We start from the raw sequence: 22,000 nt of genomic DNA, 5'->3' as shown, positions 1-22,000 counted from the left end.
CTTACCGGATCCGCCGAGTGCCGAAGAACTCCTTTAGTACCGCGGCGCACTCCTCGCCCAGCACACCCATGACGACCTCGGGGCGGTGGTTGAGCCTGCGGTCGCGGACCACGTCCCACAGTGACCCCACGGCCCCGGCCTTCTCGTCGACGGCCCCGTACACGATGCGGTCGACCCGGGCCAGCACCGCCGCCCCCGCGCACATCGTGCACGGCTCCAGCGTGACCACGAGCGTGCAGCCGCTCAGCCGCCACCCGCCGAGCGACCGGGCGGCCTGCTGGAGCGCCAGCACCTCCGCGTGGGCGGTCGGATCGGCGGAAGACTCGCGGGAATTGCCGGCGGACGCGAGCACCTCGCCCCCCGGACCGAGCACGACCGCGCCGACGGGGACCTCGCCCCGGGCGCCGGCCGCGGCGGCCTCGGACAGGGCCAGGCGCATCGCGTCGGCGTGGTTCACCGCAACCGGTCGAGCTCGTCGGCGAAGGATAGCCGCTCGGCGATCACCGAGAGGATGTCGGCCGGCAGCACGCCTTCTTCCATGCTCAGCTCCAGCAGCTCTTCCGAGCTCACGCCCAGGTCGCTGAGCAGGTCGAAGTCGCCGGACGGCTTGACGCCCAGCCCGTTGCCGTCCTTGTCGGGCGCCACGCCGGCGAACTCCGCGAACAGCTCGCCGAGTGTGTCCGACATGATGGCGTGCGCGTCGGAGAGGAAGACCCGCGGCTCGTCGTCACCGCGGTAGCGGACGATGGCGAACCACTCGTCCTCCACCTCGACGCAGAGCAGGGCGAGCTCGTCGCCGGACAGGCCGAGGGCCTCGGTCACCGCGTCGCCGAAGTCGTCGACGATCTCGGCGTCACCGAGATCGACCTCGGCGCCGCTCCAACCGCCGGAGATCTTGACGAAGGCCGCAGAGAAGGTGTTGGACGCCATGTCCGTGCTCCAGGGGTCAGCCGAAGACCGATTCGATGGCCCGCTCGAACGGCTCGGAGAAGCCGAGTCGCGCGGCGATGCTGGAGAGTACGTCTTCCGGGAGGAGTTCGATGTCGCCGGAGAGTATGCCCAGCTCCATCTCGTCGAGTCCCAGGTCCGCGAAGATGGACAGATCGCCGGCCGGGAGCACCGTGTCCTCGTCCTGGAGGATCTCGTCGAGCTCCTCCTCGTCGGGGATCGGCACGTCGAGGTAGTCGAGGACCTGCTCGGCCAGCGGGAAGTCCCAGGAGGCGGCGATGTCGGACAGGAACACATCGACGCGATCACCCAGGACGCGCAGCGCCACGAAGAACTCGTCGCCCACGGCGACCAGGCCGATCGTGCCACTCTCGCTCGGCTGCTGGCGCAGCGCCTTGATCAGCCCATGCAGATCGGACGTCAGCGCGACCGGCAGCAGGCCGGCGTCCCAGCATTCGTCCTCGCGATAGACCACGATGGCGAAGTCGAGCGCATCTTCTTCTGTCATCGTCCACCCCACGACGTGGTCACTACGGGATCCAATCGTTCCAGACCCGGCCACCCCCCGTGGGCTCCTCCGACCAAATTGTGATCAAAACCCATGACGCGACGTGCCGGTTCGTTGCACACAAGATAGCGTTGTCCCTTATGGAAACCCTCGTCGTCGACCATCCTCTCGTAGCGCACAAGCTCACCACGCTGCGCGATGTCCGGACGGACTCGCCGACGTTCCGCCGGCTCGCGGACGAGCTGGTGACGCTGCTGGCGTACGAGGCGACGCGCGATGTGCGGGTCGTGGACGTGAGCGTGCGGACGCCGGTCGCCGAGGCCCATGGAGTGCGGCTAGCCAAGCCCTATCCGCTGGTCGTACCGATCCTGCGGGCGGGTCTCGGCATGCTCGACGGCATGACCAGGCTGCTGCCCACGGCCGAGGTCGGTTTCCTGGGCATGATCCGCAACGAGTCGACGCTGCAGGCCGAGACCTACGCCACCCGGCTGCCCGATGACCTGTCCGGGCGCCAGTGCTACGTGGTCGACCCCATGCTGGCCACCGGCGGCACACTGGCCGCGGCCGTGCGGTTCCTGTTCGACCGCGGGGCGGTGGACGTCACGGCGATCTGCCTGCTCGCGGCGCCCGAAGGGCTGGCGTACATGGACAAGGTGTTCGCCAACTCCGGCAAGCCGATCCGGGTCGTGACCGCCGCCCTCGACGAGCGGCTGAACGAGAACGGTTACATCGTTCCAGGCCTGGGTGACGCCGGAGATCGTTTGTACGGGGTGGTCTGACTCGTCACGCTGCGCACTCACTTCGTTACATACTGTTGTCTCGTGGGTATGAGGTGAGGGGAAGGCAACTTCCGCACGCGCGTGGTGGGGAGCAGCGATGAGCGTTTTTCCGGCTACCGAGGTGTTGTCGTGAGCGACCACACTGAGGCGGAGCCAAGTCCGTACGCGGACGTGGAGACGGCACTCCGCGAGGAGTTCGCCGGCATCCACTCCGCGATCACCGTAACGCGGTGCGTCGAAGCGGCGCACTACGGCGCGCTGGAGGTCACGGGCTACGCCCATCCGAGTCTCGTCGAGCGGATCGCGCGCAAGCACCTTCACGTCCTGGCTCTCGTGGCCAGCGAACGCGGCTAAGCAAGATCAAAACTATCCCGTCAAGTTACCTTTACCCCGGCATTGGGGTGGGTAATGTAGAGAGCGGGTGGAGTAGGTAAGTGGTACGGAGGCGACAGTGCAGGTCAAAAAGGTCCTCACATACGGTGGTATGGCTTTTGTGGCGTACTACCTGTTCGCGCGACCAACCGATGCCGCTGACGCGGTCAGAGGAGTGTTCGACAACGTGATCAACGCGGCCGACTCACTGGCCCAATTTGTGAACAACCTCGCATGAGACTTGTGACCCACGGGGACTCTGCTCCGGCGTCGGTCAACCGCTACCTTCTCCCCCACGAACAACAGGTCATCATGGTACGGCGTCACCCAGCCGTGCTGCTTCGCCCGGTCGCCGAAGTCTTCGGCGGCCTCATCATCGCCGGGTTGCTCAGCAAGATTTTCGGCGGCGAGGGGAGCAGCACGGCCCTCGTCGTCGTCTGGTGGCTCTGGCTTCTGCTCTTGATCCGCTTTGTTTGGAAAGTCGCGGAGTGGTCGGTCGACTACTTTGTGGTTACCTCAAAGCGGATGTTGCTCACCACGGGCCTCATCACGCGCAAAGTCGCGATGATGCCGTTGGGCAAGGTCACCGACATGAGCTTCCAAAGATCTCTCCTTGGGCGCATGCTCGGTTACGGTGAGTTCATCCTTGAATCCGCTGGTCAGGATCAGGCACTGTCAACAGTCGAGTACATTCCGTATCCGGAGACTCTGTACCTCGAAGTGTGCCAGATGCTTTTCCCCAGCAAGGACGACAGCGACGATTAATCCTGCCGTGGGGAATTCTTCACGTGGGGATACCCGATTGCGCCACTTCATGCAATCATTGCGGAGTGTTGACCCTTCCCCGCCTTGAGAGATGAGATGCCGAGTCAGGGAACCATCGGTGACCGCGTCCGAGGACTGCGGCTAAACAGGCGGATGTCACAGGCCCAACTGGCCGGACCCGACCTGTCTGACAGTTATGTCTCGCTCATCGAGTCGGGCAAGCGGACTCCGACTCCGGTTGTAGCAAGACTCCTGGCCGAGCGCCTGGGGTGCACCACCGAGTTCCTCCTGCATGGGATCGAGCCTCGGCAGCGCATCGATACCGAGCTCGGTCTGCGCCACGCTGAGCTGGAGCTACAGCATGGCGACCCCAGCCTCGCGGCCGACCGCTTCACGGAGATCGTGAAGGCGGCCGACGAGGAAAACGCACTGCTCACCGCGCACGCCCGCCTCGGCAGGGCCCGCGCCCTCGAAGCGCAAGGACGGCTCGGCCAGGCGGTCGAGGCGTTCGAGCGGCTGCGCAGGGAGGCGGCGGCCCATCCTGAGCGGCTGGCCGACCTGCCGCTCACCGTCGCGCTGAGCCGCTGCTACCAGCGGGCGGGCGACCGCCTGCGGGCCCGCGACCTGGCCGCGCACGCGCTTGAACAGGCGGAGCGGCTGGCGGTAACGCAAGGCGAGATCGCCATCGACCTGGCCGCCGCGCTGGTAGAGGTGCGCAGCGGACGCGAGGGCGACTCTCCCGAGCTCGGATTCGTCCAGCGGGTGCTCGACGCCAGCGGCGTGCCTGAGATTGTGGACCGTTCCGCTGAGATTCACGCCCTCTGGCAGGCCAGTGTGGCCGCGGCCGGTGGCGAGGACTCCGCGCTGGCCGTACGCCTGGCCGACGACGCGATCATGGCAGGCCGGCCCGCCAGGCTCACGCTGCAGCTGGCCCGCGTGGCCATGCACTGGGCCAGGCTCGACTCCGCGCCGGTCGCCGAAGCAGACAGGTGGGCCGAAGCGGCGACTCGCGTGTTCGCGAGCACCGCGGGCAGCACGCAGGAGCACGGCGAGAGCCTCATCGCGTACGCCAGGGTCAAGCTGCGGGCGCGAGACGCCGTGCGAGCGGGCGAGCTGGCCACCTCGGCGCTCGACCTGGTGCACGACGCCCCGGGCACGGCACCGGCCGAGGCCCACCTCGTGCTCGCCACCGTCGCGCTCGCCCTGGACGCCGACGCGTCGAGGTCTCTCGGCGAGGCTCGGCAGCTGCTCGAGACGCTCAACCGTCCGGTGTTCGGCTCCGACAGGCAGGCCGCACGTTGCTGGCGTGAGCTGGGCGACCTCTACGGCAGCTCCGGGGACAAGGCCCAGCAGACCAGCGCCTATCGCAGGGCGTTGGAGGCCGCCGGAGTCCATTCCGCACTGGCAGGGGTGAAGATCGACGTTTCAGTGAACCGCTAGCCCTCCGGGAGCTCCAGATTTGGTTTTTGAGTCTGGAATAATTAGGGTCTACCAGTCATTGACTCATGGGATGACTGGCACCCCCGGAGGAGGCGGACTGTGAGTCTGCGTACGGCTCAGCGAGCTTCGCTCGTCGACCAGGTGATCGATCAGCTCAAGGAGCAGATCACCTCAGGGTTGTGGCAGATGAACGGCAAGATCCCAACTGAGACGGTGCTCGCGGAGCAGCTCGGAGTGGGACGCAACACCGTTCGCGAGGCCGTACGCGCGCTTACACACGCCGGGCTGCTGGAGTGCCGCCAGGGTGACGGGACCTACGTCCGCGCCACCAGCGAGCTCTCCGGCGCCATGCTGAGGCGCCTGCGCCAGGCCGAGCAGCTGGAGATCCTCGAGGTGCGCCGCGCACTGGAGGTCGAATCTGCTCGCCTGGCCGCCACCAGGCGCACCGACGAGGACATCCTGCGCATCGAGGCCGCCCTGGCCGAGCGCGACCGCGCCTGGGAGCTGGACGACCCGGACGCCTTCGTGGAGGCCGACCTGGCCTTCCACATGTCCGTGGCACATGCCACGCACAACCTCGTGCTGATCGACCTCTATGAGGACTTCTCGGCGGCGCTGCGGGCCAGCATCACGGCCGCGGGCACGTCGCTGAACAAGAGCTACATCCCCCACGACGCCATCGCGCGGGCCATCTCCTCGGGCGACGCCACCGCCGCCGAGCGCGCCGGGCACGCTTGCATGGAGCACATTCTCATCGCGCTCACCGAGGGCGCATAACCCTCACCGAGGACGCCTCGGTTTTCCCAAAGGGGTTACCCGAGGCGCAGCGACATCACCAAGTAGCGGAAGCTGGGCTGCCCGTCGCCAGGAACATCCTGGATCAGGGCGGGCCTCGTCGGTGACCCCATGTTGAGGCGGGCCAGGTCGGTCTCGATGCCGGTCAGGCCGTCGAGGAGGAACTGCGACTGGAAGGCGATCTGGATGTCGTCGCCGCGCAGCTCGCACTCGACCACCTCGGAGCCGCGGCCGATGTCGCCGCCGCCGGCCTGGATGCGCACGTGGCCCTGGCTGAACGACAGCCGGATCGCGGTGTTGCGCTCGGCCACCAGCGCCACCCGCTTGATGGCGTTGACGAACGCCGTCACCGGCAGGTCGGCCCTGATCGACCAGTCGGCGGTCAGCCTGGCGCGGTAGTCGATGAACTGCTCGTCGAGCAGGCGGACCGTGGTGCTGCGGCCGACGCTCTCGAAGCCCGCCACGCCATCGCCCAGCGCCACCGCCACCTCACCGCCGCGCAGCGTCTTGGCCACGTCGACCAGCACGCGGGCGGGCACCATGGCGGACACGGCGACATCGGGCGTGGCCGGACGCCAGGTGAGGTCGCGGGCCGCGATGCGGTAGCGGTCGGTGGCCGCCATCGTGACCGACTCGCCCTCGATGTCGACCCTGATGCCGGTCAGCATCGGCAGCGTGTCGTCGCGGCTGGAGGCGGGCGCGACCTGGCCCACGGCCGAGGCGAAGACGCCGCCGCCGATGGCGCCGATGCTCGGCGGCATCGTGGGCATGGTCGGAAAGTCTTCGACGGGCATCGTGATCAGGCCGAACTCGGCGCTGCCACAGGTCAGGACCGCCTCCTGCCCCTCGGTCACGATCTCGACGTCCTCGGCGGGCAGGCTGCGGCTGATCTCCGCGAGCAGGCGGCCGGGGATGAGCACCTGGCCCTGCTCGGCCACGTCGGCCTCGATCCTGGCCTGAGCCGAGACGTCGTAGTCGAACGCGGACAGGCTCAGCTCCTCGTCGGCGCCCAGCAGCAGGCCCGAGAGCACGGGCACCACAGGGCGGCTGGGCAGCACCCTGGCGGCCCATGCCACCGCGTCTGCCAGAACATCGCGGTTTACCCGGATTTTCACCTGACCCACCCTTTCGTGTTGCTGCCTCCTATGAAAGGTAGCCGGTGTCACCGACAATGCGGCTATCTGCTGTTGAGGTAGGCCAGCACCGCCAGGACCCGCCGATTGTCGTCGTCAGAAGGCGCCAGACCCAGCTTGGCGAAGATGCCGGCCGTGTGCTTGGCCACCGCGCTCTCGCTGAGGTAGAGCCGCTGGGAGATGGCGGCGTTGGAGCGCCCTTCGGCCATCGCCTCCAGCACCTCCCGCTCGCGTGGCGTGAGGGCGGCCAGCGGCTCGTTCCTGGCGTTGCTGGCCAGCAGCTTGGCGATCACGTCGGGGTCCATCGCGGTGCCGCCTTGGGCGACTCGGCGTACGGCGTCGATGAACTGCTCGGCGTTGAACACCCGGTCCTTGAGCAGGTAGCCGATCGCGCCGGACCCGTCGGCGAGCAATTCGCGCGCGTACAGCTGCTCGACGTGCTGCGACAGCACCAGGATCGGCAGGCCGGGCACCTGCCGGCGGGCTGCCAGGGCGGCCTGCAGACCCTCGTCGGTGAAGGTGGGCGGCAGCCGTACGTCCACGATCGAGACGTCGGGGCGCAGCTCGATCAGCCCCTTGAGCAGCTCGGGGCCGCTCTCCACGGCGGCCACGACCGTGAAGCCGTGCGCCTGGAGCAGGTGGACCAGGCCGTCCCTGAGCAGGTAGAGGTCTTCGGCGACGAGAACGCGGTTCATTTGCTGAACCATAGACGGCGCGGAGTCGCCTCCGCCCACCAGCGATCTCTGTTGTGGCAGGCCGGGAGCACGGTGGCGGTCAGGTACATGGCGCAGCCGAGCGCGATCATGAACAGGATGACCGGCCACTGCCACGGCTCGGGCATGTACAGCGCGAGGAACCAGGCCTTCTCCTCGATGCCGAATGCCTTGAAGATGCCCGCCACGATGCCCTGCGGGAACAGCGGGCACCAGGAGGTCAGCCAGAGCGTGACCACCACGGCGCCCTTCCAGCGCGGCAACTTGGGCAGGCTGCCCGCCCAGTGGTTCGGCAGGACCTTGGGCATGCTCATGGTCACCGTGGTCGGCCCGCCGGGCGGGCTGTTCACCGCGAGCACCCCGTCGAAGGCGGCCAGCCGCCGCTCTATGCCCGGCAGGCCGCTGCCCTTGCCGGGGTCGGCGCCGCCCATACCGTCGTCGATCACGGAGATCCGCAGGTCGGGGCCATTGCCGCTGATGTCGACGGTGGCCGTGGCCGCCCCGCCGTGCCTGGCCGCGTTGGACAGCAGCTCGCTGACCGCGAAGTAGGCGGCGGCCTCCACCGGCGGCTCCGGGCGGTGCGGCAGGTCGACGTCCACGTTCACCCGGAGCGGGCTGTCGATGGCCAGGGCGCGCACGGCGTCGGCGAGCCCGCGCTCGGCCAGCACCGGCGGGTGGATGCCGCGGATGACGGTACGCAGCTCGGTCAGCGTCTCCGAGGACGCCTCCTTGGCCTTGGACAGCAGCGCCTTGGCCGCGGCCGGGTCGGTGTCGACGAGCTGCTCGACGGCGCCGAGCGTCATGCCGATCGCCACCAGCCTCGCCTGCGTGCCGTCATGCAGGTCGCGCTCGATCCTGCGCATCTCCGCGGACTGGGTGTCGGCCGCCAGGTTGCGTACCCGCTGAAGGTGGCTGACCTGCCCCGCCAGGCGGCTCGCCGCGGTCGCGGACAGCACCAGCTCGCACCACATGCCGTAGACGCGCAGCCCGCGGTCGGGCAGCAGCAGGAGCAGCGGCAGCAGGCCCAGCTTGACCACCGGGTCAAGGACCAGCCAGACGCAGTCGCGCCAGGTCGCCGGGTCGGTGACCAGCCACTTCCACCGGTCGTTCCAGGCCGGCACCCGCGGCGACTTGTACAGCGTGCGGTGCGAGCGGTACATCCCGTCGGCCTGCCGCTGCGGGGGCGGCGGCTTGGGCAGGTACGGCGAGTCGATCCGGACGCCTAACCACTCCCCGACCAGCCGTCTCCTGTGCTCCGCCACCTGCCTGGCCAGCCGCGCCTGCACTGGGAAAAGGGGGACCACGCCGAGGCCGAAGGCCAGGACGAGCAGGCCGAAGGAGACGGCGGCGGCGGGCACCTCGACGAGGATCAGCGCCAGCAGCCCTGCGGTCTGGGCGTACCTTCTCAGCATGCTCCCAGTGTCCGCGATCCGGAGCATCCCGCATATTGCACCTAGATACACCTTCGCCGGGTACCCAGCCCGATTCTCCGTGAGGACCGGAATTCCTAGCGTCTAAGGCATGAAAGTCATCGAGGTCAGGAACCTCCACAAGCGGTACCCGAATCATGTCGCGGTGGATGACGTGTCGTTCGAGGTGTCGGATGGCGAGATCTTCGGCATCCTCGGCCCGAACGGCGCCGGCAAGACCACGACCGTCGAGTGCGTCGCGGGGTTGCGCACTCCCGATCGTGGCACCGTACGCGTGACCGGGATCGACCCCCACCAGGACAGGGATGCGTTACGGCGGGTACTCGGCGCGCAGCTGCAGAGTGCCGAACTGCCGGAGAAGATCAAGGTGTGGGAGGCGCTGGATCTCTACGCCTCCTTCTATCCGGATCCGGCCGACTGGTCCGAGCTGATCGAGCGCGTCGGGCTCGGCGGCAAGCGGGAGGAGCGCTTCGCCAAGCTCTCCGGCGGGCAGCGGCAGCGCCTGTCCATCGCGCTGGCATTGGTGGGCCGGCCACGTGTCGCGGTGCTCGACGAGCTCACCACCGGCCTCGACCCGCAGGCCCGCAGGGACACCTGGCAGCTGGTCGAGCAGGTACGCGACTCCGGGGTGACCATCGTGCTCGTCACCCACTTCATGGAGGAGGCCGAGCGGCTCTGCGACCGCGTCGCGCTCATCGACGCGGGCCGGGTCGTCGCCACCGACACGCCCACGGGGTTGATCGCCCAGGTGGACGGGGCGCAGCGGCTGCGGTTCCGGCCGACCGCGCCCTTCTCCGACGACCTCCTGCTGGCCCTGCCCGAGGTGAGCGAGGTCGCCAGGAGCGGCGAGCAGATCGTGGTGACGGGCACCGGCGACCTCGCCACCTCCGTCATGCTGGCGCTCGCCCGGCATGAGGTCGTACCCGCCGACCTGCGCATCGAGCAGGCCACGCTCGACGACGCGTTCCTCGCACTGACCGGAAGGAAGCTGTCATGAGGAAGATCCTCTTCGTCGAGACCAAGCTGCATCTGCGGCAGTGGCCCACGGTGGTCTTCACCCTCGGTCTGCCGCTCGCCCTGCTGCTGGCGCTCGGCGGCATCCCCGACCTGTCCAAGCCCGATCCGGCGATGGGCGGCCAGCGGATCATCGACACCCAGCTGCCGGCCCAGATGGCCTTGCTCGCCGTGCTGACGCTCGCCTGCTCGGTGCTGCCGGCCGTCCTGGTCACCTATCGCGAGCAGGGAGTGCTCAGGCGGATGTCGACGACGCCCGTTCCGCCGGGGCGGCTGCTGGCCGCCCAGCTCATCATCAACCTGGCCATCGGCACCGTGTCGGTCCTCCTCCTGGCGGTGGTCGGGAACCTGGTGCGCGGCGTAGCGATACCCCGGCAACTCCTCGGTTTCGCGCTGGTCTTCCTGCTCGGCTCGGCCGCGCTGCTGGCCCTGGGGCTGGTGATCGCCTCGGTCGCGCCGTCGGGGAGGGCGGCGTCGGCGATCGGGTCGGTGGTGATGTTCCCGCTGATGTTCGTGGCGGGTATGTGGATCCCGCGCGAGTTCATGCCGGACGCGCTGCGGGTGGTGAGCGACTACTCGGTGGCGGGGCCGTTCGCCCAGGCGTTGCGCGACACCTGGGCGGGCCACGCGCCGCAGCCGCTGCACCTCGTCGTCATGGCGGCCGGCCTGCTGGTCTTCGGCGGGATCGCGATCCGGTTGTTCCGCTGGGAGTAGTGCTGACCCAGTTGCTTTCGCCGGGAGCGGCGCTGACCCGGTTGCTTTCGCCGGGAGTGGCGCTGACCCGGTTGCTTTCGCCGGGAGTGGCGCTGACCCGGTTGCTTTCGCCGGGAGTAGCGCTACGACCAGACGGGGCGGGCACCCGTGACGTTCAGCATCACCGAGTAGAGCGAGGACGAGGCCGCGATGAAGAGCCTGTTGCGCTTCAGGCCGCCGAACACCAGGTTGGCGACATCGTCGGGCAGGCGGAGCCGGCCGATCAGCGTCCCGTCGGGGTCGTGGCAGAGCACCGCCTTGCCGGCCGCCGCCCACACCCGGCCCGTGTCGTCCAGCCGCATCCCGTCGAAGCGGTCGTCGTCGCCTCCCTGCGCGAAGACCTCGCCGCCCGAGAGCGTGCCGTTGTCGTGCACGTCGAGCACGCGTATGTGCCTGCGGCGGGTGTCGGCGATGTACAGACGGGACTCGTCCAGCGAGAAGGCCAGCCCGTTGGGCCGGTCGAAGTCGTCGGCCACCCGGCTCACCTCCCCCGTCACCGGATCGACGCGATAGACGTGACAGCCGTCGATCTCCGGCTCGGCCCGAAAGCCCTCGTAGTCGCTGTCTATGCCATAGGCGGGGTCGGTGAACCAGATGGAGCCGTCGGAGCGGACCACCGCGTCGTTCGGGCTGTTGAGCCGCTTGCCCTGCCACCGGTCGGCGATCACGGTGATGGAGCCGTCGGCCTCGGTGCGGGTGACCCGGCGCTGACCCTGCTCGCACGAGATCAGGCGGCCCTGGCGGTCGAGCGTGTTGCCGTTGACGTAGCCGGCGGGCTGCCGGAACGGGCCCACGGCGCCGGTCATCTCGTCCCAGCGCAGCATCCGGTCGTTGGGGATGTCGCTCCAGGCCAGGAACCGGCCCGCCGGGAAATAGACGGGCCCCTCGGCCCAGCGGGTGCCGAAGTAGATGCGCTCGACCAGATCGTCGCCGCCGACCGTGGCGAAGCGCTCGTCCAGCACCTCCAGCTCCGTGGGGATGTTGCCATATGGGGTTTGGTGAAGAGGCTGCATAGTCGAATATCATACTGTCATGGATGAGATCGACAAGATGCTGATCGGCCTGCTTCAGGAAGACGCGACGCGGTCGTACGCGGTTCTCGGCAAGGCGGTCGGCCTGTCGAGCGGGGCGGCGCACGAGCGGGTGCGCAAGTTGCGCGAGCGTGGGGTGATCAAGCGCACCACGATCGAGGTGGATCCGGCCGCGCTCGGGCGCGAGGTCGTGGCGTACGTGCTGGTCGATGGCGGCGCCTGGATGGGGGACTCCGCGGCGCGGCTGGCGGCGATCGCGCCGGTCGAGGAGGCCCACGTCATCGCTGGTCCGGCCTCGGTACTGCTCAAGGTCCGTACGGCCGACACGAGGGAGTTACAGCAGGTCCTGCGGCAGGTGTTCGAGGTGGACGGCGTGACCGGGACCCAGACGGTCGTCGTGCTGGAGACGTTCTTCGAGCGGCCCGTCCACGTGGAATAGGGTGCTCAGGTGGCGATTTTTGCGCAGATCAGTGATACCCACATCGGTGGCTCCGACGAGAGCGTCGAGCGTACGCGGCAGGTCATGGAGCACCTGCGGACGCTGCGCCTCGACGCCGTCCTGGTCACGGGTGACATCGCCGACCACGCGTTGCCGGAGGAATACACGATCGCGGAGGAGCTGCTCCGCGACGAGCGGCCGATGGCCATCTGTCCGGGCAACCATGACGCGGTGCCGGAGTTCGAGAAGCTGCTCGGCCCGACCAACCAGGCGCTCAGGCTCGACGACCTGACCATCGCCCTGGCCGATTCGAGCGTGCCCGGTCACCACCACGGCTACCTGGCCGACGAGACACTGTCCTGGCTCGACGAGGTGCTGTCGGAGCGGCCCGACGTCCCGGCGTTCGTGGGGATGCACCATCCGCCGATCGAGCTGGGCATCCCGTACGTCGACCAGATCCGGCTGCGCGAGCCGGAACGGCTGGCGGACCTGCTCTCACGGCACCCGCACGTGGCCGGGGTGCTGACCGGCCACGCGCACACCGCCGTGTCGGCCCGGTTCGCCGGACTGCCGCTCGTCGTCGCACCCGGCGTCATCTCCACCTGCCTGACCAACGTGGAGACCGAGGCCGAGATCCCCGTCTCCTACGACCTGCCGCCCGCGTACGCGCTGCACATCTTCGACGGCCGGCAGCTGGTCACCCACTTCCGGCCAGTGTTCCTCAAGTATTCTTGAGGTTATGACCAAGGTGGCGTGGAACTCCAAGGAGCTGACGGTCGGCCAGCTCGCCGAGCGCAGCGGCGTGGCCGTGTCGGCGCTCCACTTCTACGAGGCCAAGGGGCTCATCGGGAGCCGCCGCACCGCGGGTAACCAGCGGCGCTACACCCGTGACACGCTGCGCCGGGTCGCGTTCGTCCGGCTGTCGCAGCGGCTGGGCATCCCGCTGCGCACCATCAAGGACGCCCTGGGCGAGCTGCCCGAGGAGCGCACGCCCACCCGTGACGACTGGGCGCGGCTGTCGGCGGCCTGGCGCAGCGAGCTCGACGACCGGATCGAGCAGTTGCAGCGGCTCCGCGACGACCTCACCGAGTGCATCGGGTGCGGGTGCCTGTCGCTCGACCGGTGCGCGCTGGCCAACCCGCACGACCGGCTGGGCAACGAGGGGCCGGGGGCGAGACGCATTGACACCCGGCTCACCCCGTCCAAGGAGGGCTGCTCGGCCCCGCAGGCCGCGTGCTAGTGCGGTCTTTCGGGCGGTTCGTCCCCCGACCGTCTCGGTCCCGGTGACGGTCCGTCGTGGTTGAGGTCCTTTTGAGGGGATAGCCCCTTCGGGGCGGGAGAGAGAAGACGGTCCGTCATGGTTGGGGTCCCTTTGAAGGGGATAGCCCCTTCGGGGCGAGAGAGAGAAGACGGCCCGTCATGGTTGGGGTCCCTCTGAAGGGATAGCCCTTCGGGGCGGGAGGTCCGTCGCGGCTGTCCCTATTGAGGGCCCCTTTCGGAACGGATACCCGGCGAATCAGTGCTTGGTCGGTGGGACGATCAGGGTCGGCCGGTGGGCGTGGTGCAGCACGTGGTTGGAGACGCTGCCCAGGAGCACGGAGCGTACGCCGGCCAGTCCTCGCGACCCCGTGACGACCAGCGACGCGTCGACCTCGTCAGCGACGTCCACGATCGTCCGCCAGATCGACTCGTTGTCGGCTACCGCCCGATACGTCACATCCGCGAGCCCGGCGGCGATCGCCAGCTCGGCCCCCTCCTTGGCGTACTGCTCGGCCTGGACCCGCCACTCCTCACTGGAGTCGGCGAGGACCGCGGCACCGGCCAGCGGATACCTCTTGAGCTGTACGAGCAGCGGCTCCCACACGGTCACGATGAGCGTGGGCTCGGCGGCCAGGTGCTTGGCCGCGAACTCGATGGCGGCGCGCGAGTCGGCCGAGCCGTCGTAGGCGACGAGGATGGTCATGGCGTGCTTCCCTTCAGTTGAAGCTCACTCTCTCGTTGCAGCACTGGGACGATCAGCCGGGATTCCGGGAGCCGCTGTCTGTTGTGTCACACCGGAAGTTGTGTCACAGCTGAAGGACCGGCAAGGATCGGTCTTCGTGACACTCCCCCGCGTGCCCCGCCTCGACATCGACGGCGTCCTGCGCGAGCTCGACGTACCGCTCGTCTATGAAGGCCCGTGCCCCGGCGGTCAGGTCGGCGCCGCGTACGTGCGCTGGCCCGACGGCCGCAGGTCGGTGCTCAGCCGCGGACCCGACGTCGGCGCGCTGCTGGAGGTGGCCCGCGCGGCGGGCATCCCGGCGCCGCGCTACGAGCTGGTACGCCCGCCGGTCGTGGTGCAGGAGCTGCTGCCGGGCTCTCCCCCGCGCGAGCCCTCCCGGGTCACGATCGAGTCGATGCTCGACGTCAACCGGCGCTGCCGTGGCCTGCTGGCCGGCCGCACGGACCTGCCCGGATTCGCGCTCTTCCTGCGCGCCGACGGACCGGGCTTCTGCCTGCACGAGCCGCTGCGGACGTACGACAGCCGCACGCGGCGGCTGCTCGACCAGGTCGAGGAGATCGGCGCCGCCCTCCCCGAGCGGCTGGACGGCCCCGACCTCGTCCACACCGACTTCCATCCCGAGAACGTGCTGGTCGACGCCTCGGGCACGGTCACCGGAGTGATCGACTGGGATGGCGCCACGCGGGGTGACGCGGACTTCGATCTCTTCACGCTGCGCTTCGACCTCACGCACCGGGCCCCGGAGCTCGCTCGGCTGCTCGACCGAATGGTGTCCGAGGAGGCGGCGCCGGCCTGCTGGGCGCACATGAGCCTGCGCATGGTCGACTGGGCGATCCGGCACTTCACCGCCACCGAGGTCACCGTCTGGCTCGACGTCGCCGAACGACTCCGGCCGCTCTGATCTCCGCCCGACGCACGTCAACGGCGCCCGCCAGGACGACACGTCGGTCAGCGGTGCCGTCCTGGCCGGAAACGCTTCGGGTCGCTCGGTCCAAGTAGAGGTGTAGGGCGAGCGACGAAGGGAGCGAGGCCTGTGCGCCTCAACGAGGACCCCGAGGCCTTTGAGGCCTTTTATCGCCGCCATGTCGATGGCGTCATGCGGTTCGTCGTACGCCGGGTGAGCGATGCTCATCTGGCCGCCGACCTGACTGCCGACATCTTCCTGGCGGTCTTGGACTCCGGGCACACCTACCGTCCCGGCCGAGGCAGCGAGACCGGTTGGTTGTACGGCGTGGCGCGCAACGTCGTGTCCGCCCAGTATCGACGCACGGCCCGCGAGGCAAAGGCGACCAGCCGCGTCGCGGGCCGGCGAATGATGGACGACCACGACCTCGACCGCATGGAGGAGCGGATCGACGCCGAGCGCCAGATGCGGCGCGCGCTGGCGGCCATGGGCGATCTGCCCGAGGGCGAGCGGGCCGTGCTGGAGCTCGTGGCGATCGATCAGCTCACCGTCAAGGAGGCCGCCGTGGCCTTGGGCATCAACGGGGTGACCGCCCGAGTCCGCCTGCATCGGGCCAGACGCGCCCTGGAAGACATCGCTTCGCCGTCGGCTGTGTACGTGGAGGGACAGGCATGAACAACTTCGAGGAGCGTCTGCTCACCGCACTCAAGGACGACATCGCCGCCAGGAGGGCGGCCCCGGTCGTCCAGCCACCGGCGCGACACGACAGGACCCGTCGTGTCGTGGGACTGGCCACCGCGGTGGCGGGAGTCACAGCGGCCACCTTGGTGGCCATGAACGTGTATGGCGGAGCCGCCACCCCGGCCTTCGCCGTGACCAGGAACGCGGACGGATCGGTCGAGGTGCGGATCAGCGAGTTCCGCGACCCCGGTGAGCTGACGGCCAAGCTGGCCGCGGCGGGGGTGACGGCGGCGGTCGACTACCTGCCGGCGGACCAGACCTGCAAGAAGCCCCGAGGCGGGCACAGGACCGGCGACGGGCGGGCCGAGAACAGCTTCATGGTCGGGACGGATGGCACGGGGATGGCGTTCCGGATCGACAAGGGGCAGGCAGGCGCCGGCCAGACGCTGGTCCTGGAGGTCTCGGTCGACCAGGCGGACAAGCCACCCACCGCGGTCTCGTTGGAGGTGGTCAAGGGAGCGGTGGCCCCCTGCGAGGCGACCGCGCTGAACCTTCCGCCGACCACTGACTCGACCGGCGACGGCCCGTCCACCAGTGAGAAGACGGACGACTCCCCCGGCACCACTGAGAAGACGGACAGCACCGTCGGCGGAGGCTGAGGCCCGCCGGGGCGTCAGCCTTCGCGGAAGGCGGCTTGTCATCCGGGCGGCCCGACGCTCGTCACGGTCGTCAGTCCCGCTCGACGACAGGACTTGCGCATGCCGCCCGGCCACGCCGCCGAGGGCCTGCGAACCGCCGTCGAGCTGCGGCGGCGACGACCGTCGCGGGTCATGCCTCGGATTCGAGGCCAAGTGACCGGACGAGCTGGGCCAGTTCTTCTTGGAAGAGCTTGTCGGGACTGATCGTCTGGGTGCGCAGGTGTCCGTAGATCTCCAGTGACACTAGGCCGTGCAGGTGGCCCCAGATGCGCAGCGCGAGTGCCACGCCGGCCGGCGGCAGGGTGGGGAATGCCGGGCGGACTTTACCGAGAAGCCCGCCGTCGAAGTCGGACCATTGGAAGTCGCTGTGCGCGTAAAGGCGTTGGGCGTGCGGCCAGGCGGCATCCGCCAGGGCGGCGATGCCCGTACAGACCCTATGCGCGGCGTCCGGGGCGGCGCCGCCCTCGGGAGCTTGATAGCCGGGCACGGGGTCGCCATAGATGAGGCGAAATCCCTCGGGATTGGCCAGAGCCCAGTCCCGGAAGGCGCGCGCCCACGTCTGGATGCGAGTGGCCGGACGCGCGGCCGGGGCCTTGGCCCATGCGGCGTCCACGGCGTCGGCCAGCGCGGTGTAGACCTCGTTGATCAGCGTCGTGACCAGATCGTCGCGGGTGGCGAAGTAGCCGTAGATCGCATTGGCGGTCATGCCCATCTCACGGGCGATGGCCCGCAATGTGATCGCGTCGGGTCCGCCCGAGGCCATCAGCCTGAGCGCGACCTGCTGAATCTCCGCCGTCGTCTCGACCCGCAGCCGTTCGCGGCGTCCTCCCGTGCTTCCCACAGCGGCCACTCTACAGCGTCACTAGACTGCTTGCCGTATAAAAACTTCACGCCGTATAGTCTCGTCGCGTCTGACAGCGAAACACGCGTCTGACAGCGAACACATAGGGAGACCCATGCGCATCGGCATCATCGGAGCCACGGGCGGCATCGGAAGCCGCGTCGTCACCGAAGCCCTCCACAGGGGGCATCACGTCACAGCGTTCAGCCGCGACGCCACCCGGATCAGCGAAGAGCGCGAGAACATCGTCTGGAAGAGCGTCGACGTCCTCGATGCCGGAAGCATCGCCGCGATCCTGCCCGGTCTGGACGTCCTGATCAGCGGATTCCAGCCTGGCAACGCCGCCGACGACTTCGCCGACACCGTGTCGCGTTCGATCGCCGATCCCACGGTCTACGCCACCGCCGCCCGAGCGCTGCTCAAGGCGCTGGAGAGTCACCCCCGAACACGGCTGATCGTGATCGGCGGCGCCGGCAGCCTGGAGATCGAGCCTGGCCTCGTACGAGCCGACTCCGACGAACTCCTGCACGAGACCCTCGATCAGATCGGGCTGCCGAGGGAGTACGCCGCCGCCGTACGCGGGCATCGGGACGCCCTGAACGTCCTGCGCACGTCCAACCGGCTCTGGACCTACTTCAGCCCGGCCGAGGACATCGCTCCCGGCCAGCGCACCGGCCGCTTCCGGATCGGTGGCGACCAACCGGTCCTCGACGCCGACGGACGCAGCCGAATCTCCTCGGAGGACGCCGCCGTCGCCATCGTCGACGAGGTTGAACTGCCGCACTTCGTCCAGCGGCGCTTCACCATCGGCTATTGAACCGGCCAGCCCCACCTTTCATGCTCACGGAATCGCGGAGCCTCGGCTCCTCAGGCGGTTCGTCACACAACCGTCTCAATCCCTGTGACGGTCCGTAGCGGTTGAGGTCCCCTTGGAGGGATACCCCCTCCGGGGGTGAAGTAGAAGCAGGTCCGTGGTGGCCTGAGTCCCTACGAGGGGACCTCCTCCGGGGGTAAGACCTGTCGTGTCCGGGAATCCCGTTGGATACGCTCTGCGATGTCGGATCGGTGAGAAGATCGAGGGTGCTCCGAATAGCAAAAGCAGTGCTCGAAAGATTACCGGACCCGCTGCACGCCCTTACGCTGAAGCACCGCGAGCTCCTGAAGTTCGCGATAGTGGGTGGCACAGCGTTCTTGGTGGACAACACGGTGTTCTACGGGCTGAAGCTCACCATTCTGGAACCGAAGCCGGTGACGGCGAAGATCATCGCGGTGCTCGTGGCGACGATCGTGTCCTACGTGTTGAACCGCGAATGGTCGTTCCGGACCAGGGGCGGCCGCGAGCGCCGTCACGAGGCGGCGCTGTTCTTCCTGGTCAGTGGCGTCGGTCTGGTGCTCAGCTCCGCGCCGCTCTGGATCTCCCGGTACGCGTTTCACCTGGAGACCCCGGATGTGAGCCTGGTGACCCAGGAGATCGCCGACTTCATGAGCGCGCAGATCATCGGCACGCTGATCGCCATGGTCTTCCGCTTCTGGGCGTTCCGGAAGTGGGTCTTCCCCGACGAGAAGGCCCAGCCCGGCAGCATGCGACTGGCGCCCACTCCCGATCCCACGGACGAGGCGGCATGACCGCCCGGCAAGCCCGAGGCTAGTGCTGGGCCATGTCGACAAAGCGGCTGTAGTGGCCCTGGAAGGCCACCGTGACGGTCGCCGTGGGGCCGTTTCGGTGCTTCGCTACGATCAGGTCGGCCTCGCCCGCCCGCGGCGACTCCCGTTCGTAGGCGTCCTCGCGGTGCAGCAGGATGACCATGTCCGCGTCCTGCTCGATGGAGTTCTTCAGGTGGATGCCGTTGGCGAGGAAGTTATGCGTCCCCATCACAGTCGCGTCGTAGACTTCCAGCTCGCCCAGGCTCTCAACCGAGGTGATCTCATCCCAGAACACATCGTTGGTCGCGAGCATCTCCAGGTCCGCATGCTCCAGCACGCCCGCGATCTTCCCTAGGCGTTGCCCAGAAGGCCGGATGACCTTCAGGCTCGGCTGGTCGATCATCACCTCGCGGACTCGCGTCCAGACTTCCGAGGGAATCGTGTCCAAGCGGTCGGCCGGTTTCGTCCTTTCCAGATGGGCGAGAGCGCTGGCCGCCACCGCATCGTGGACACCGATCTTCCTGAGGAATCGCGACTGATCATCGACGTCGGCGACATCGAGCGTCCATTGCGGACGGCCAGGGGTGTTTCCTGCCGACCGCAGCCGCGATTTGATGTCGAAACGCAAGAGCAGGAGTTGCAGGTCGCGCGCCAAACGTTGGCTGGCCGTCGCGTAAGAGATCCTGGCGTCAGTGATGGATCCGTCGGCTGCCCATAGATGCCCGAGGAGAAGGGCCAGCTGCGCTTTCGGCAGGCTGAAGACCCCTGATGGCATGGATTTTTCCGCCTGCGTCGCTGAGGAATCGTCGCCGAGCTGATGTGCGAGCCGGACCAGGTCGCCCTCAGCCCAGGGCACCACGTTCAAGGGGGCAGGCAGATGCCTGGGGACGGCCACTCTGACGCCTTCGCCTATGTCCCCGAGGGCGCGCCAGCCGTCGTAGGTGAGGAAGGGATGATTGGCCGTCGCGTCCACTTCGCGACCTGAGGCCAGCCGTACCCGGAAGACTTCCTTTGTCCCGCTGGGGAACGCGTGCGTCATCGTCCTCGGCACCAGCTTCAGGCGCTCGTCGAGCGACCACACCGGGATGTCACGCGCTCCCGATTCGAGGAGCTCTCCCAGGGTGATCTCCACACCCGTATCCGCCCGCAAAAGGCGGGTCCCAGCGGTCAGGCAGCCGGACTCGCGCAGGTCGCTGACCGCGGGCCGCTTGTCCGTGCGCTGCTCGGGGCCTCGGTTGAGCTGGGAGATCGCGATGACCGGCACCTCCAGCTCCTTGGCCAGCAGCTTGATCGCACGGGAGATCTCCGAGACCTCGTTCTGGCGGCTCTCGGTCTTCTTCGGCGAGCTCATCAGCTGGAGGTAGTCGATGACCACGAAGCGCAGGTCATTGCGTTGCTTCAGGCGCCGGCACTTGGCCCGGATCTCCATCATCGACATGTTGGGCGAGTCGTCGATGAACAGCGGCGCCTCGGCCACCTCGCTCATCCGCCGGGCCAGTCTGGTCCAGTCGTCGTCGCCCATGCTGCCCGAGCGCATGCTGTGCAGCGCCACCCGCGCCTCGGCCGACAACAGACGCATCGTGATCTCGTTGCGCGACATTTCCAGCGAGAAGATGACGGTGGTCATCCCATGCTTGATCGCCGCGGAGCGGGCGAAGTCGAGCCCCAAGGTGCTGTTGTGGGTGGGGACGCACGTCCTGCCCGCCAGGTAGAGGTGGTCGGCGTTGTCCACCTCGACGCAGCGGACCGGCTGCGAGGGGACCGGGCGTACGTCCACGATGGAGCGGTCCTCAGTGGTGAAGTCGAGCGAGTAGCCCTGGTCGGCGTGCATGGTGGTGGCGTTGTAACCGAGACTCAGGACGAGCTCGCGCACGTCATGAGCGAGCCGCCGACTCGCCACGGCGGCCCCGAACAGGATCCGCCCCTTTTCCCCGACGAAGCCGTCCGAGGCGAGCAGGCCGGCCAGCAGGTCGCGTCGCTGTCCCTCTGAGGCGCGCAGGTAGGGCGAGGGGATGTGCTTGTCCGGATCGGCGCTGCTCAGGTCACCGAGGCGGACACCGAGCTCGTACGGCGACACGGGAAGCTCCCGCTCGTCGAGCGCGAACGGCGCCGACACCGCGACCGCGTGGGCCGCCCCGCCCTCAGCCTTGAAGATCTCCTCCGTGGTCAGCACGCCGTGCGCCGTCCGCCACTGGTGCCCGGCGTCCGCGACGATCACCGTGCCGTCGCTGAACTCCACCTCGTAGCACGGCCTGCCATGCATGACCTCGGTGGCCGCGATCACCCGCGTCGGCCTGCCGTCGGCCCCGAGGAGCCACTCACCGACCGCGACCTCGCCCATGGTCGTCCAGCCCGCTGGGGTGGGCAGCGGCGTGTCGAGCGCCAGCGCCTTGCCGATGGCCGGGCGGGCGGCGACGACGATCATCTGGCCCGGGTGCAGGCCGTTGGTGAGCTGGTCGAGGTCCTGGAAGCCGGTCGGCACGCCGACCATCTGGCCGCTGCGGCTGCCGATGGCCTCCAGCTCGTCGAGGGCGCCCGGCATGATGTCGGCCAGTGGCGCGTAGTCCTCGGACGTGCGTCGCTCGGTGACCTTGTAGATCTCCGCCTGCGCGCGGTCGACCAGGTCGTCGACCTCTTCGTTCTGGCCGCCGTAGCCGAAGGAGACGATGCGCGTGCCGGCCTCGATGAGGCGGCGGAGGATGGCCTGCTCGCGGACGATCTTCGCGTAGTAGCCGGCGTTGGCCGCGGTGGGGACGACGGCCGTCAGCGTGTGGAGGTAGGCGGCACCTCCGACGCGGGCCATCTCGCCGCGCTTCTGCAGGTCGTCGAAGACCGTGACGGCGTCGGCGGGCTCGCCGCGGCCGTAGAGATCGGTGATGACGTCATAGATCATCTGATGGGCGGGCCGGTAGAAGTCGTCGGAGCGGATGAGCTCCACCACGTCCGCGATCGCGTCCTTGGACAGCAGCATTCCGCCCAGAACCGACTGCTCCGCCTCGATGTTGCTGGGCGGCGTACGTTCGAACCCCGGGCCTGCGCCGCCCTCTTCGTCAATGCTCACCGCGCCCCCTCAACACCTTGCAGGCGGTCGCACCACCCCCACTTGTAGT

Annotated in this window: 26 protein-coding genes; 16 read left to right on the top strand and 10 right to left on the bottom strand. The window is 68.5% G+C overall.

What is annotated here, in order from left to right; translation table 11 throughout:
* Window position 1 precedes the first annotated feature (1 nt).
* Genes tadA through ACIBO2_RS19490 form a run of 3 tightly spaced genes read right to left on the bottom strand, consistent with a single transcriptional unit; the run spans window position 2 to window position 1,456 of the window.
* Window positions 2-457, bottom strand: a complete 456-nt coding sequence (tadA, locus tag ACIBO2_RS19500; RefSeq protein ID WP_357938069.1) for a tRNA adenosine(34) deaminase TadA — start codon at window positions 455-457, stop codon at window positions 2-4.
* Window positions 454-930: a tRNA adenosine deaminase-associated protein gene (locus ACIBO2_RS19495; RefSeq protein ID WP_358534431.1), complete on the bottom strand. Its 477-nt coding sequence runs from the start codon at window positions 928-930 to the stop codon at window positions 454-456. The genes tadA and ACIBO2_RS19495 overlap by 4 nt, the downstream gene beginning before the upstream one ends.
* Before the next feature lie 16 nt (window positions 931-946).
* Window positions 947-1,456, bottom strand: coding sequence for a tRNA adenosine deaminase-associated protein (locus ACIBO2_RS19490; RefSeq protein WP_357655246.1), 510 nt, complete (start codon window positions 1,454-1,456; stop codon window positions 947-949).
* A gap of 140 nt (window positions 1,457-1,596) precedes the next feature.
* Here ACIBO2_RS19490 and upp point away from each other — a divergent pair, with 140 nt between their 5' ends.
* The 6 genes from upp (at window position 1,597) to ACIBO2_RS19460 (ending at window position 5,589) form a co-directional block, all read left to right on the top strand.
* Window positions 1,597-2,235 carry a uracil phosphoribosyltransferase gene (upp, locus tag ACIBO2_RS19485; RefSeq protein WP_358534429.1) on the top strand — a complete coding sequence of 213 codons (639 nt, stop codon included), beginning with the start codon at window positions 1,597-1,599 and terminating at the stop codon, window positions 2,233-2,235.
* Between the two features lie 129 nt (window positions 2,236-2,364).
* Complete coding sequence (locus tag ACIBO2_RS19480) at window positions 2,365-2,589, top strand: hypothetical protein (RefSeq protein ID WP_357655252.1); 225 nt, start codon at window positions 2,365-2,367, stop codon at window positions 2,587-2,589.
* A gap of 97 nt (window positions 2,590-2,686) precedes the next feature.
* Window positions 2,687-2,845, top strand: a complete 159-nt coding sequence (locus tag ACIBO2_RS19475) for a hypothetical protein (RefSeq protein WP_225300975.1) — start codon at window positions 2,687-2,689, stop codon at window positions 2,843-2,845.
* A complete protein-coding gene (locus ACIBO2_RS19470) occupies window positions 2,842-3,372 on the top strand; it encodes a PH domain-containing protein (protein ID WP_225300974.1) in 531 nt (176 codons plus the stop codon). Before ACIBO2_RS19475 ends, ACIBO2_RS19470 begins: the two co-directional genes overlap by 4 nt.
* Window positions 3,373-3,468: 96 nt before the next feature.
* Complete coding sequence (locus tag ACIBO2_RS19465; RefSeq protein WP_358534427.1) at window positions 3,469-4,812, top strand: helix-turn-helix transcriptional regulator; 1,344 nt, start codon at window positions 3,469-3,471, stop codon at window positions 4,810-4,812.
* A 99-nt stretch (window positions 4,813-4,911) separates the two neighbouring features.
* The gene (locus ACIBO2_RS19460) at window positions 4,912-5,589 is read left to right on the top strand and encodes a FadR/GntR family transcriptional regulator (protein WP_357938079.1); all 678 of its coding nucleotides are present in this window, start codon (window positions 4,912-4,914) and stop codon (window positions 5,587-5,589) included.
* 35 nt (window positions 5,590-5,624) lie between these two features.
* Here the strand turns inward: ACIBO2_RS19460 and dnaN are convergent, their stop codons facing one another.
* The 3 genes from dnaN to ACIBO2_RS19445 all read right to left on the bottom strand — a co-directional run bounded on the left by dnaN (window position 5,625) and on the right by ACIBO2_RS19445 (window position 8,865).
* Entirely contained in the window at window positions 5,625-6,722 is a 1,098-nt protein-coding gene (gene dnaN / locus ACIBO2_RS19455; RefSeq protein ID WP_358534425.1) for a DNA polymerase III subunit beta, read from the bottom strand.
* 62 nt (window positions 6,723-6,784) lie between these two features.
* Window positions 6,785-7,435, bottom strand: coding sequence for a response regulator transcription factor (locus ACIBO2_RS19450; RefSeq protein ID WP_358534423.1), 651 nt, complete (start codon window positions 7,433-7,435; stop codon window positions 6,785-6,787).
* Window positions 7,432-8,865: a histidine kinase gene (locus ACIBO2_RS19445; protein ID WP_358534421.1), complete on the bottom strand. Its 1,434-nt coding sequence runs from the start codon at window positions 8,863-8,865 to the stop codon at window positions 7,432-7,434. Before ACIBO2_RS19445 ends, ACIBO2_RS19450 begins: the two co-directional genes overlap by 4 nt.
* A 109-nt stretch (window positions 8,866-8,974) precedes the next feature.
* Here ACIBO2_RS19445 and ACIBO2_RS19440 point away from each other — a divergent pair, with 109 nt between their 5' ends.
* Together ACIBO2_RS19440 and ACIBO2_RS19435 are read left to right on the top strand one after the other, a co-directional pair.
* A complete protein-coding gene (locus tag ACIBO2_RS19440; protein WP_397298208.1) occupies window positions 8,975-9,880 on the top strand; it encodes an ABC transporter ATP-binding protein in 906 nt (301 codons plus the stop codon).
* Complete coding sequence (locus ACIBO2_RS19435; protein ID WP_358534417.1) at window positions 9,877-10,611, top strand: ABC transporter permease; 735 nt, start codon at window positions 9,877-9,879, stop codon at window positions 10,609-10,611. Before ACIBO2_RS19440 ends, ACIBO2_RS19435 begins: the two co-directional genes overlap by 4 nt.
* Window positions 10,612-10,733: 122 nt before the next feature.
* Here the strand turns inward: ACIBO2_RS19435 and ACIBO2_RS19430 are convergent, their stop codons facing one another.
* On the bottom strand, window positions 10,734-11,663 hold the full coding sequence (locus ACIBO2_RS19430; RefSeq protein WP_358534415.1) for an SMP-30/gluconolactonase/LRE family protein: 930 nt from the start codon (window positions 11,661-11,663) through the stop codon (window positions 10,734-10,736).
* A 19-nt stretch (window positions 11,664-11,682) separates the two neighbouring features.
* Here ACIBO2_RS19430 and ACIBO2_RS19425 point away from each other — a divergent pair, with 19 nt between their 5' ends.
* The 3 genes from ACIBO2_RS19425 to soxR are packed head-to-tail and all read left to right on the top strand — an operon-like array spanning window position 11,683 to window position 13,360.
* Window positions 11,683-12,120, top strand: a complete 438-nt coding sequence (locus tag ACIBO2_RS19425) for an Lrp/AsnC family transcriptional regulator (RefSeq protein WP_358176776.1) — start codon at window positions 11,683-11,685, stop codon at window positions 12,118-12,120.
* 9 nt (window positions 12,121-12,129) lie between these two features.
* Window positions 12,130-12,855, top strand: a complete 726-nt coding sequence (locus ACIBO2_RS19420; RefSeq protein WP_397298205.1) for a metallophosphoesterase — start codon at window positions 12,130-12,132, stop codon at window positions 12,853-12,855.
* Between the two features lie 4 nt (window positions 12,856-12,859).
* Window positions 12,860-13,360, top strand: a complete 501-nt coding sequence (gene soxR / locus ACIBO2_RS19415) for a redox-sensitive transcriptional activator SoxR (protein WP_358534411.1) — start codon at window positions 12,860-12,862, stop codon at window positions 13,358-13,360.
* A 276-nt stretch (window positions 13,361-13,636) separates the two neighbouring features.
* Here the strand turns inward: soxR and ACIBO2_RS19410 are convergent, their stop codons facing one another.
* Window positions 13,637-14,083: a universal stress protein gene (locus ACIBO2_RS19410; RefSeq protein ID WP_357938097.1), complete on the bottom strand. Its 447-nt coding sequence runs from the start codon at window positions 14,081-14,083 to the stop codon at window positions 13,637-13,639.
* 136 nt (window positions 14,084-14,219) lie between these two features.
* Here ACIBO2_RS19410 and ACIBO2_RS19405 point away from each other — a divergent pair, with 136 nt between their 5' ends.
* The 3 genes from ACIBO2_RS19405 (at window position 14,220) to ACIBO2_RS19395 (ending at window position 16,366) form a co-directional block, all read left to right on the top strand.
* Window positions 14,220-15,023: a phosphotransferase gene (locus tag ACIBO2_RS19405; protein ID WP_358534408.1), complete on the top strand. Its 804-nt coding sequence runs from the start codon at window positions 14,220-14,222 to the stop codon at window positions 15,021-15,023.
* A gap of 132 nt (window positions 15,024-15,155) precedes the next feature.
* Complete coding sequence (locus ACIBO2_RS19400; RefSeq protein WP_358534406.1) at window positions 15,156-15,701, top strand: RNA polymerase sigma factor; 546 nt, start codon at window positions 15,156-15,158, stop codon at window positions 15,699-15,701.
* Entirely contained in the window at window positions 15,698-16,366 is a 669-nt protein-coding gene (locus ACIBO2_RS19395; RefSeq protein ID WP_358534404.1) for a hypothetical protein, read from the top strand. The genes ACIBO2_RS19400 and ACIBO2_RS19395 overlap by 4 nt, the downstream gene beginning before the upstream one ends.
* Window positions 16,367-16,535: 169 nt before the next feature.
* On the opposite strand, the gene ACIBO2_RS19390 is transcribed toward ACIBO2_RS19395, so the two are convergent.
* On the bottom strand, window positions 16,536-17,246 hold the full coding sequence (locus tag ACIBO2_RS19390) for a TetR/AcrR family transcriptional regulator (protein WP_358534402.1): 711 nt from the start codon (window positions 17,244-17,246) through the stop codon (window positions 16,536-16,538).
* Window positions 17,247-17,361: 115 nt separating this feature from the next.
* Between ACIBO2_RS19390 and ACIBO2_RS19385 the strand changes: the two genes are divergently transcribed.
* Complete coding sequence (locus ACIBO2_RS19385) at window positions 17,362-18,063, top strand: NAD(P)-dependent oxidoreductase (protein WP_397298201.1); 702 nt, start codon at window positions 17,362-17,364, stop codon at window positions 18,061-18,063.
* A gap of 284 nt (window positions 18,064-18,347) precedes the next feature.
* Window positions 18,348-18,872 (top strand): GtrA family protein, encoded by a 525-nt coding sequence (locus ACIBO2_RS19380; protein WP_358534398.1) that lies wholly within the window; start codon window positions 18,348-18,350, stop codon window positions 18,870-18,872.
* A gap of 19 nt (window positions 18,873-18,891) precedes the next feature.
* On the opposite strand, the gene dnaB is transcribed toward ACIBO2_RS19380, so the two are convergent.
* Window positions 18,892-21,951 (bottom strand): replicative DNA helicase, encoded by a 3,060-nt coding sequence (gene dnaB / locus ACIBO2_RS19375; RefSeq protein ID WP_397298199.1) that lies wholly within the window; start codon window positions 21,949-21,951, stop codon window positions 18,892-18,894.
* Window positions 21,952-22,000 lie beyond the last annotated feature (49 nt).

This window comes from Nonomuraea sp. NPDC050022, assembly GCF_044460705.1.
Taxonomy (GTDB): Bacteria; Actinomycetota; Actinomycetes; order Streptosporangiales; family Streptosporangiaceae; genus Nonomuraea.
This window is presented reverse-complemented; position numbering and strand designations above follow the sequence as displayed.

Bases quoted from the DNA above. Each gene is read 5' to 3' on its own strand.
- ACIBO2_RS19490 (WP_357655246.1), bottom strand. From the start codon at position 1,456: ATGACAGAAGAAGATGCGCTCGACTTCGCCATCGTGGTCTATCGCGAG.
- ACIBO2_RS19495 (WP_358534431.1), bottom strand. From the start codon at position 930: ATGGCGTCCAACACCTTCTCTGCGGCCTTCGTCAAGATCTCCGGCGGT.
- ACIBO2_RS19440 (WP_397298208.1), top strand. From the start codon at position 8,975: ATGAAAGTCATCGAGGTCAGGAACCTCCACAAGCGGTACCCGAATCAT.
- ACIBO2_RS19410 (WP_357938097.1), bottom strand. From the start codon at position 14,083: ATGACCATCCTCGTCGCCTACGACGGCTCGGCCGACTCGCGCGCCGCC.
- ACIBO2_RS19385 (WP_397298201.1), top strand. From the start codon at position 17,362: ATGCGCATCGGCATCATCGGAGCCACGGGCGGCATCGGAAGCCGCGTC.
- upp (WP_358534429.1), top strand. From the start codon at position 1,597: ATGGAAACCCTCGTCGTCGACCATCCTCTCGTAGCGCACAAGCTCACC.
- ACIBO2_RS19470 (WP_225300974.1), top strand. From the start codon at position 2,842: ATGAGACTTGTGACCCACGGGGACTCTGCTCCGGCGTCGGTCAACCGC.
- ACIBO2_RS19430 (WP_358534415.1), bottom strand. From the start codon at position 11,663: ATGCAGCCTCTTCACCAAACCCCATATGGCAACATCCCCACGGAGCTG.
- ACIBO2_RS19425 (WP_358176776.1), top strand. From the start codon at position 11,683: ATGGATGAGATCGACAAGATGCTGATCGGCCTGCTTCAGGAAGACGCG.
- ACIBO2_RS19395 (WP_358534404.1), top strand. From the start codon at position 15,698: ATGAACAACTTCGAGGAGCGTCTGCTCACCGCACTCAAGGACGACATC.
- ACIBO2_RS19450 (WP_358534423.1), bottom strand. From the start codon at position 7,435: ATGAACCGCGTTCTCGTCGCCGAAGACCTCTACCTGCTCAGGGACGGC.
- ACIBO2_RS19465 (WP_358534427.1), top strand. From the start codon at position 3,469: ATGCCGAGTCAGGGAACCATCGGTGACCGCGTCCGAGGACTGCGGCTA.
- ACIBO2_RS19435 (WP_358534417.1), top strand. From the start codon at position 9,877: ATGAGGAAGATCCTCTTCGTCGAGACCAAGCTGCATCTGCGGCAGTGG.
- ACIBO2_RS19445 (WP_358534421.1), bottom strand. From the start codon at position 8,865: ATGCTGAGAAGGTACGCCCAGACCGCAGGGCTGCTGGCGCTGATCCTC.
- soxR (WP_358534411.1), top strand. From the start codon at position 12,860: ATGACCAAGGTGGCGTGGAACTCCAAGGAGCTGACGGTCGGCCAGCTC.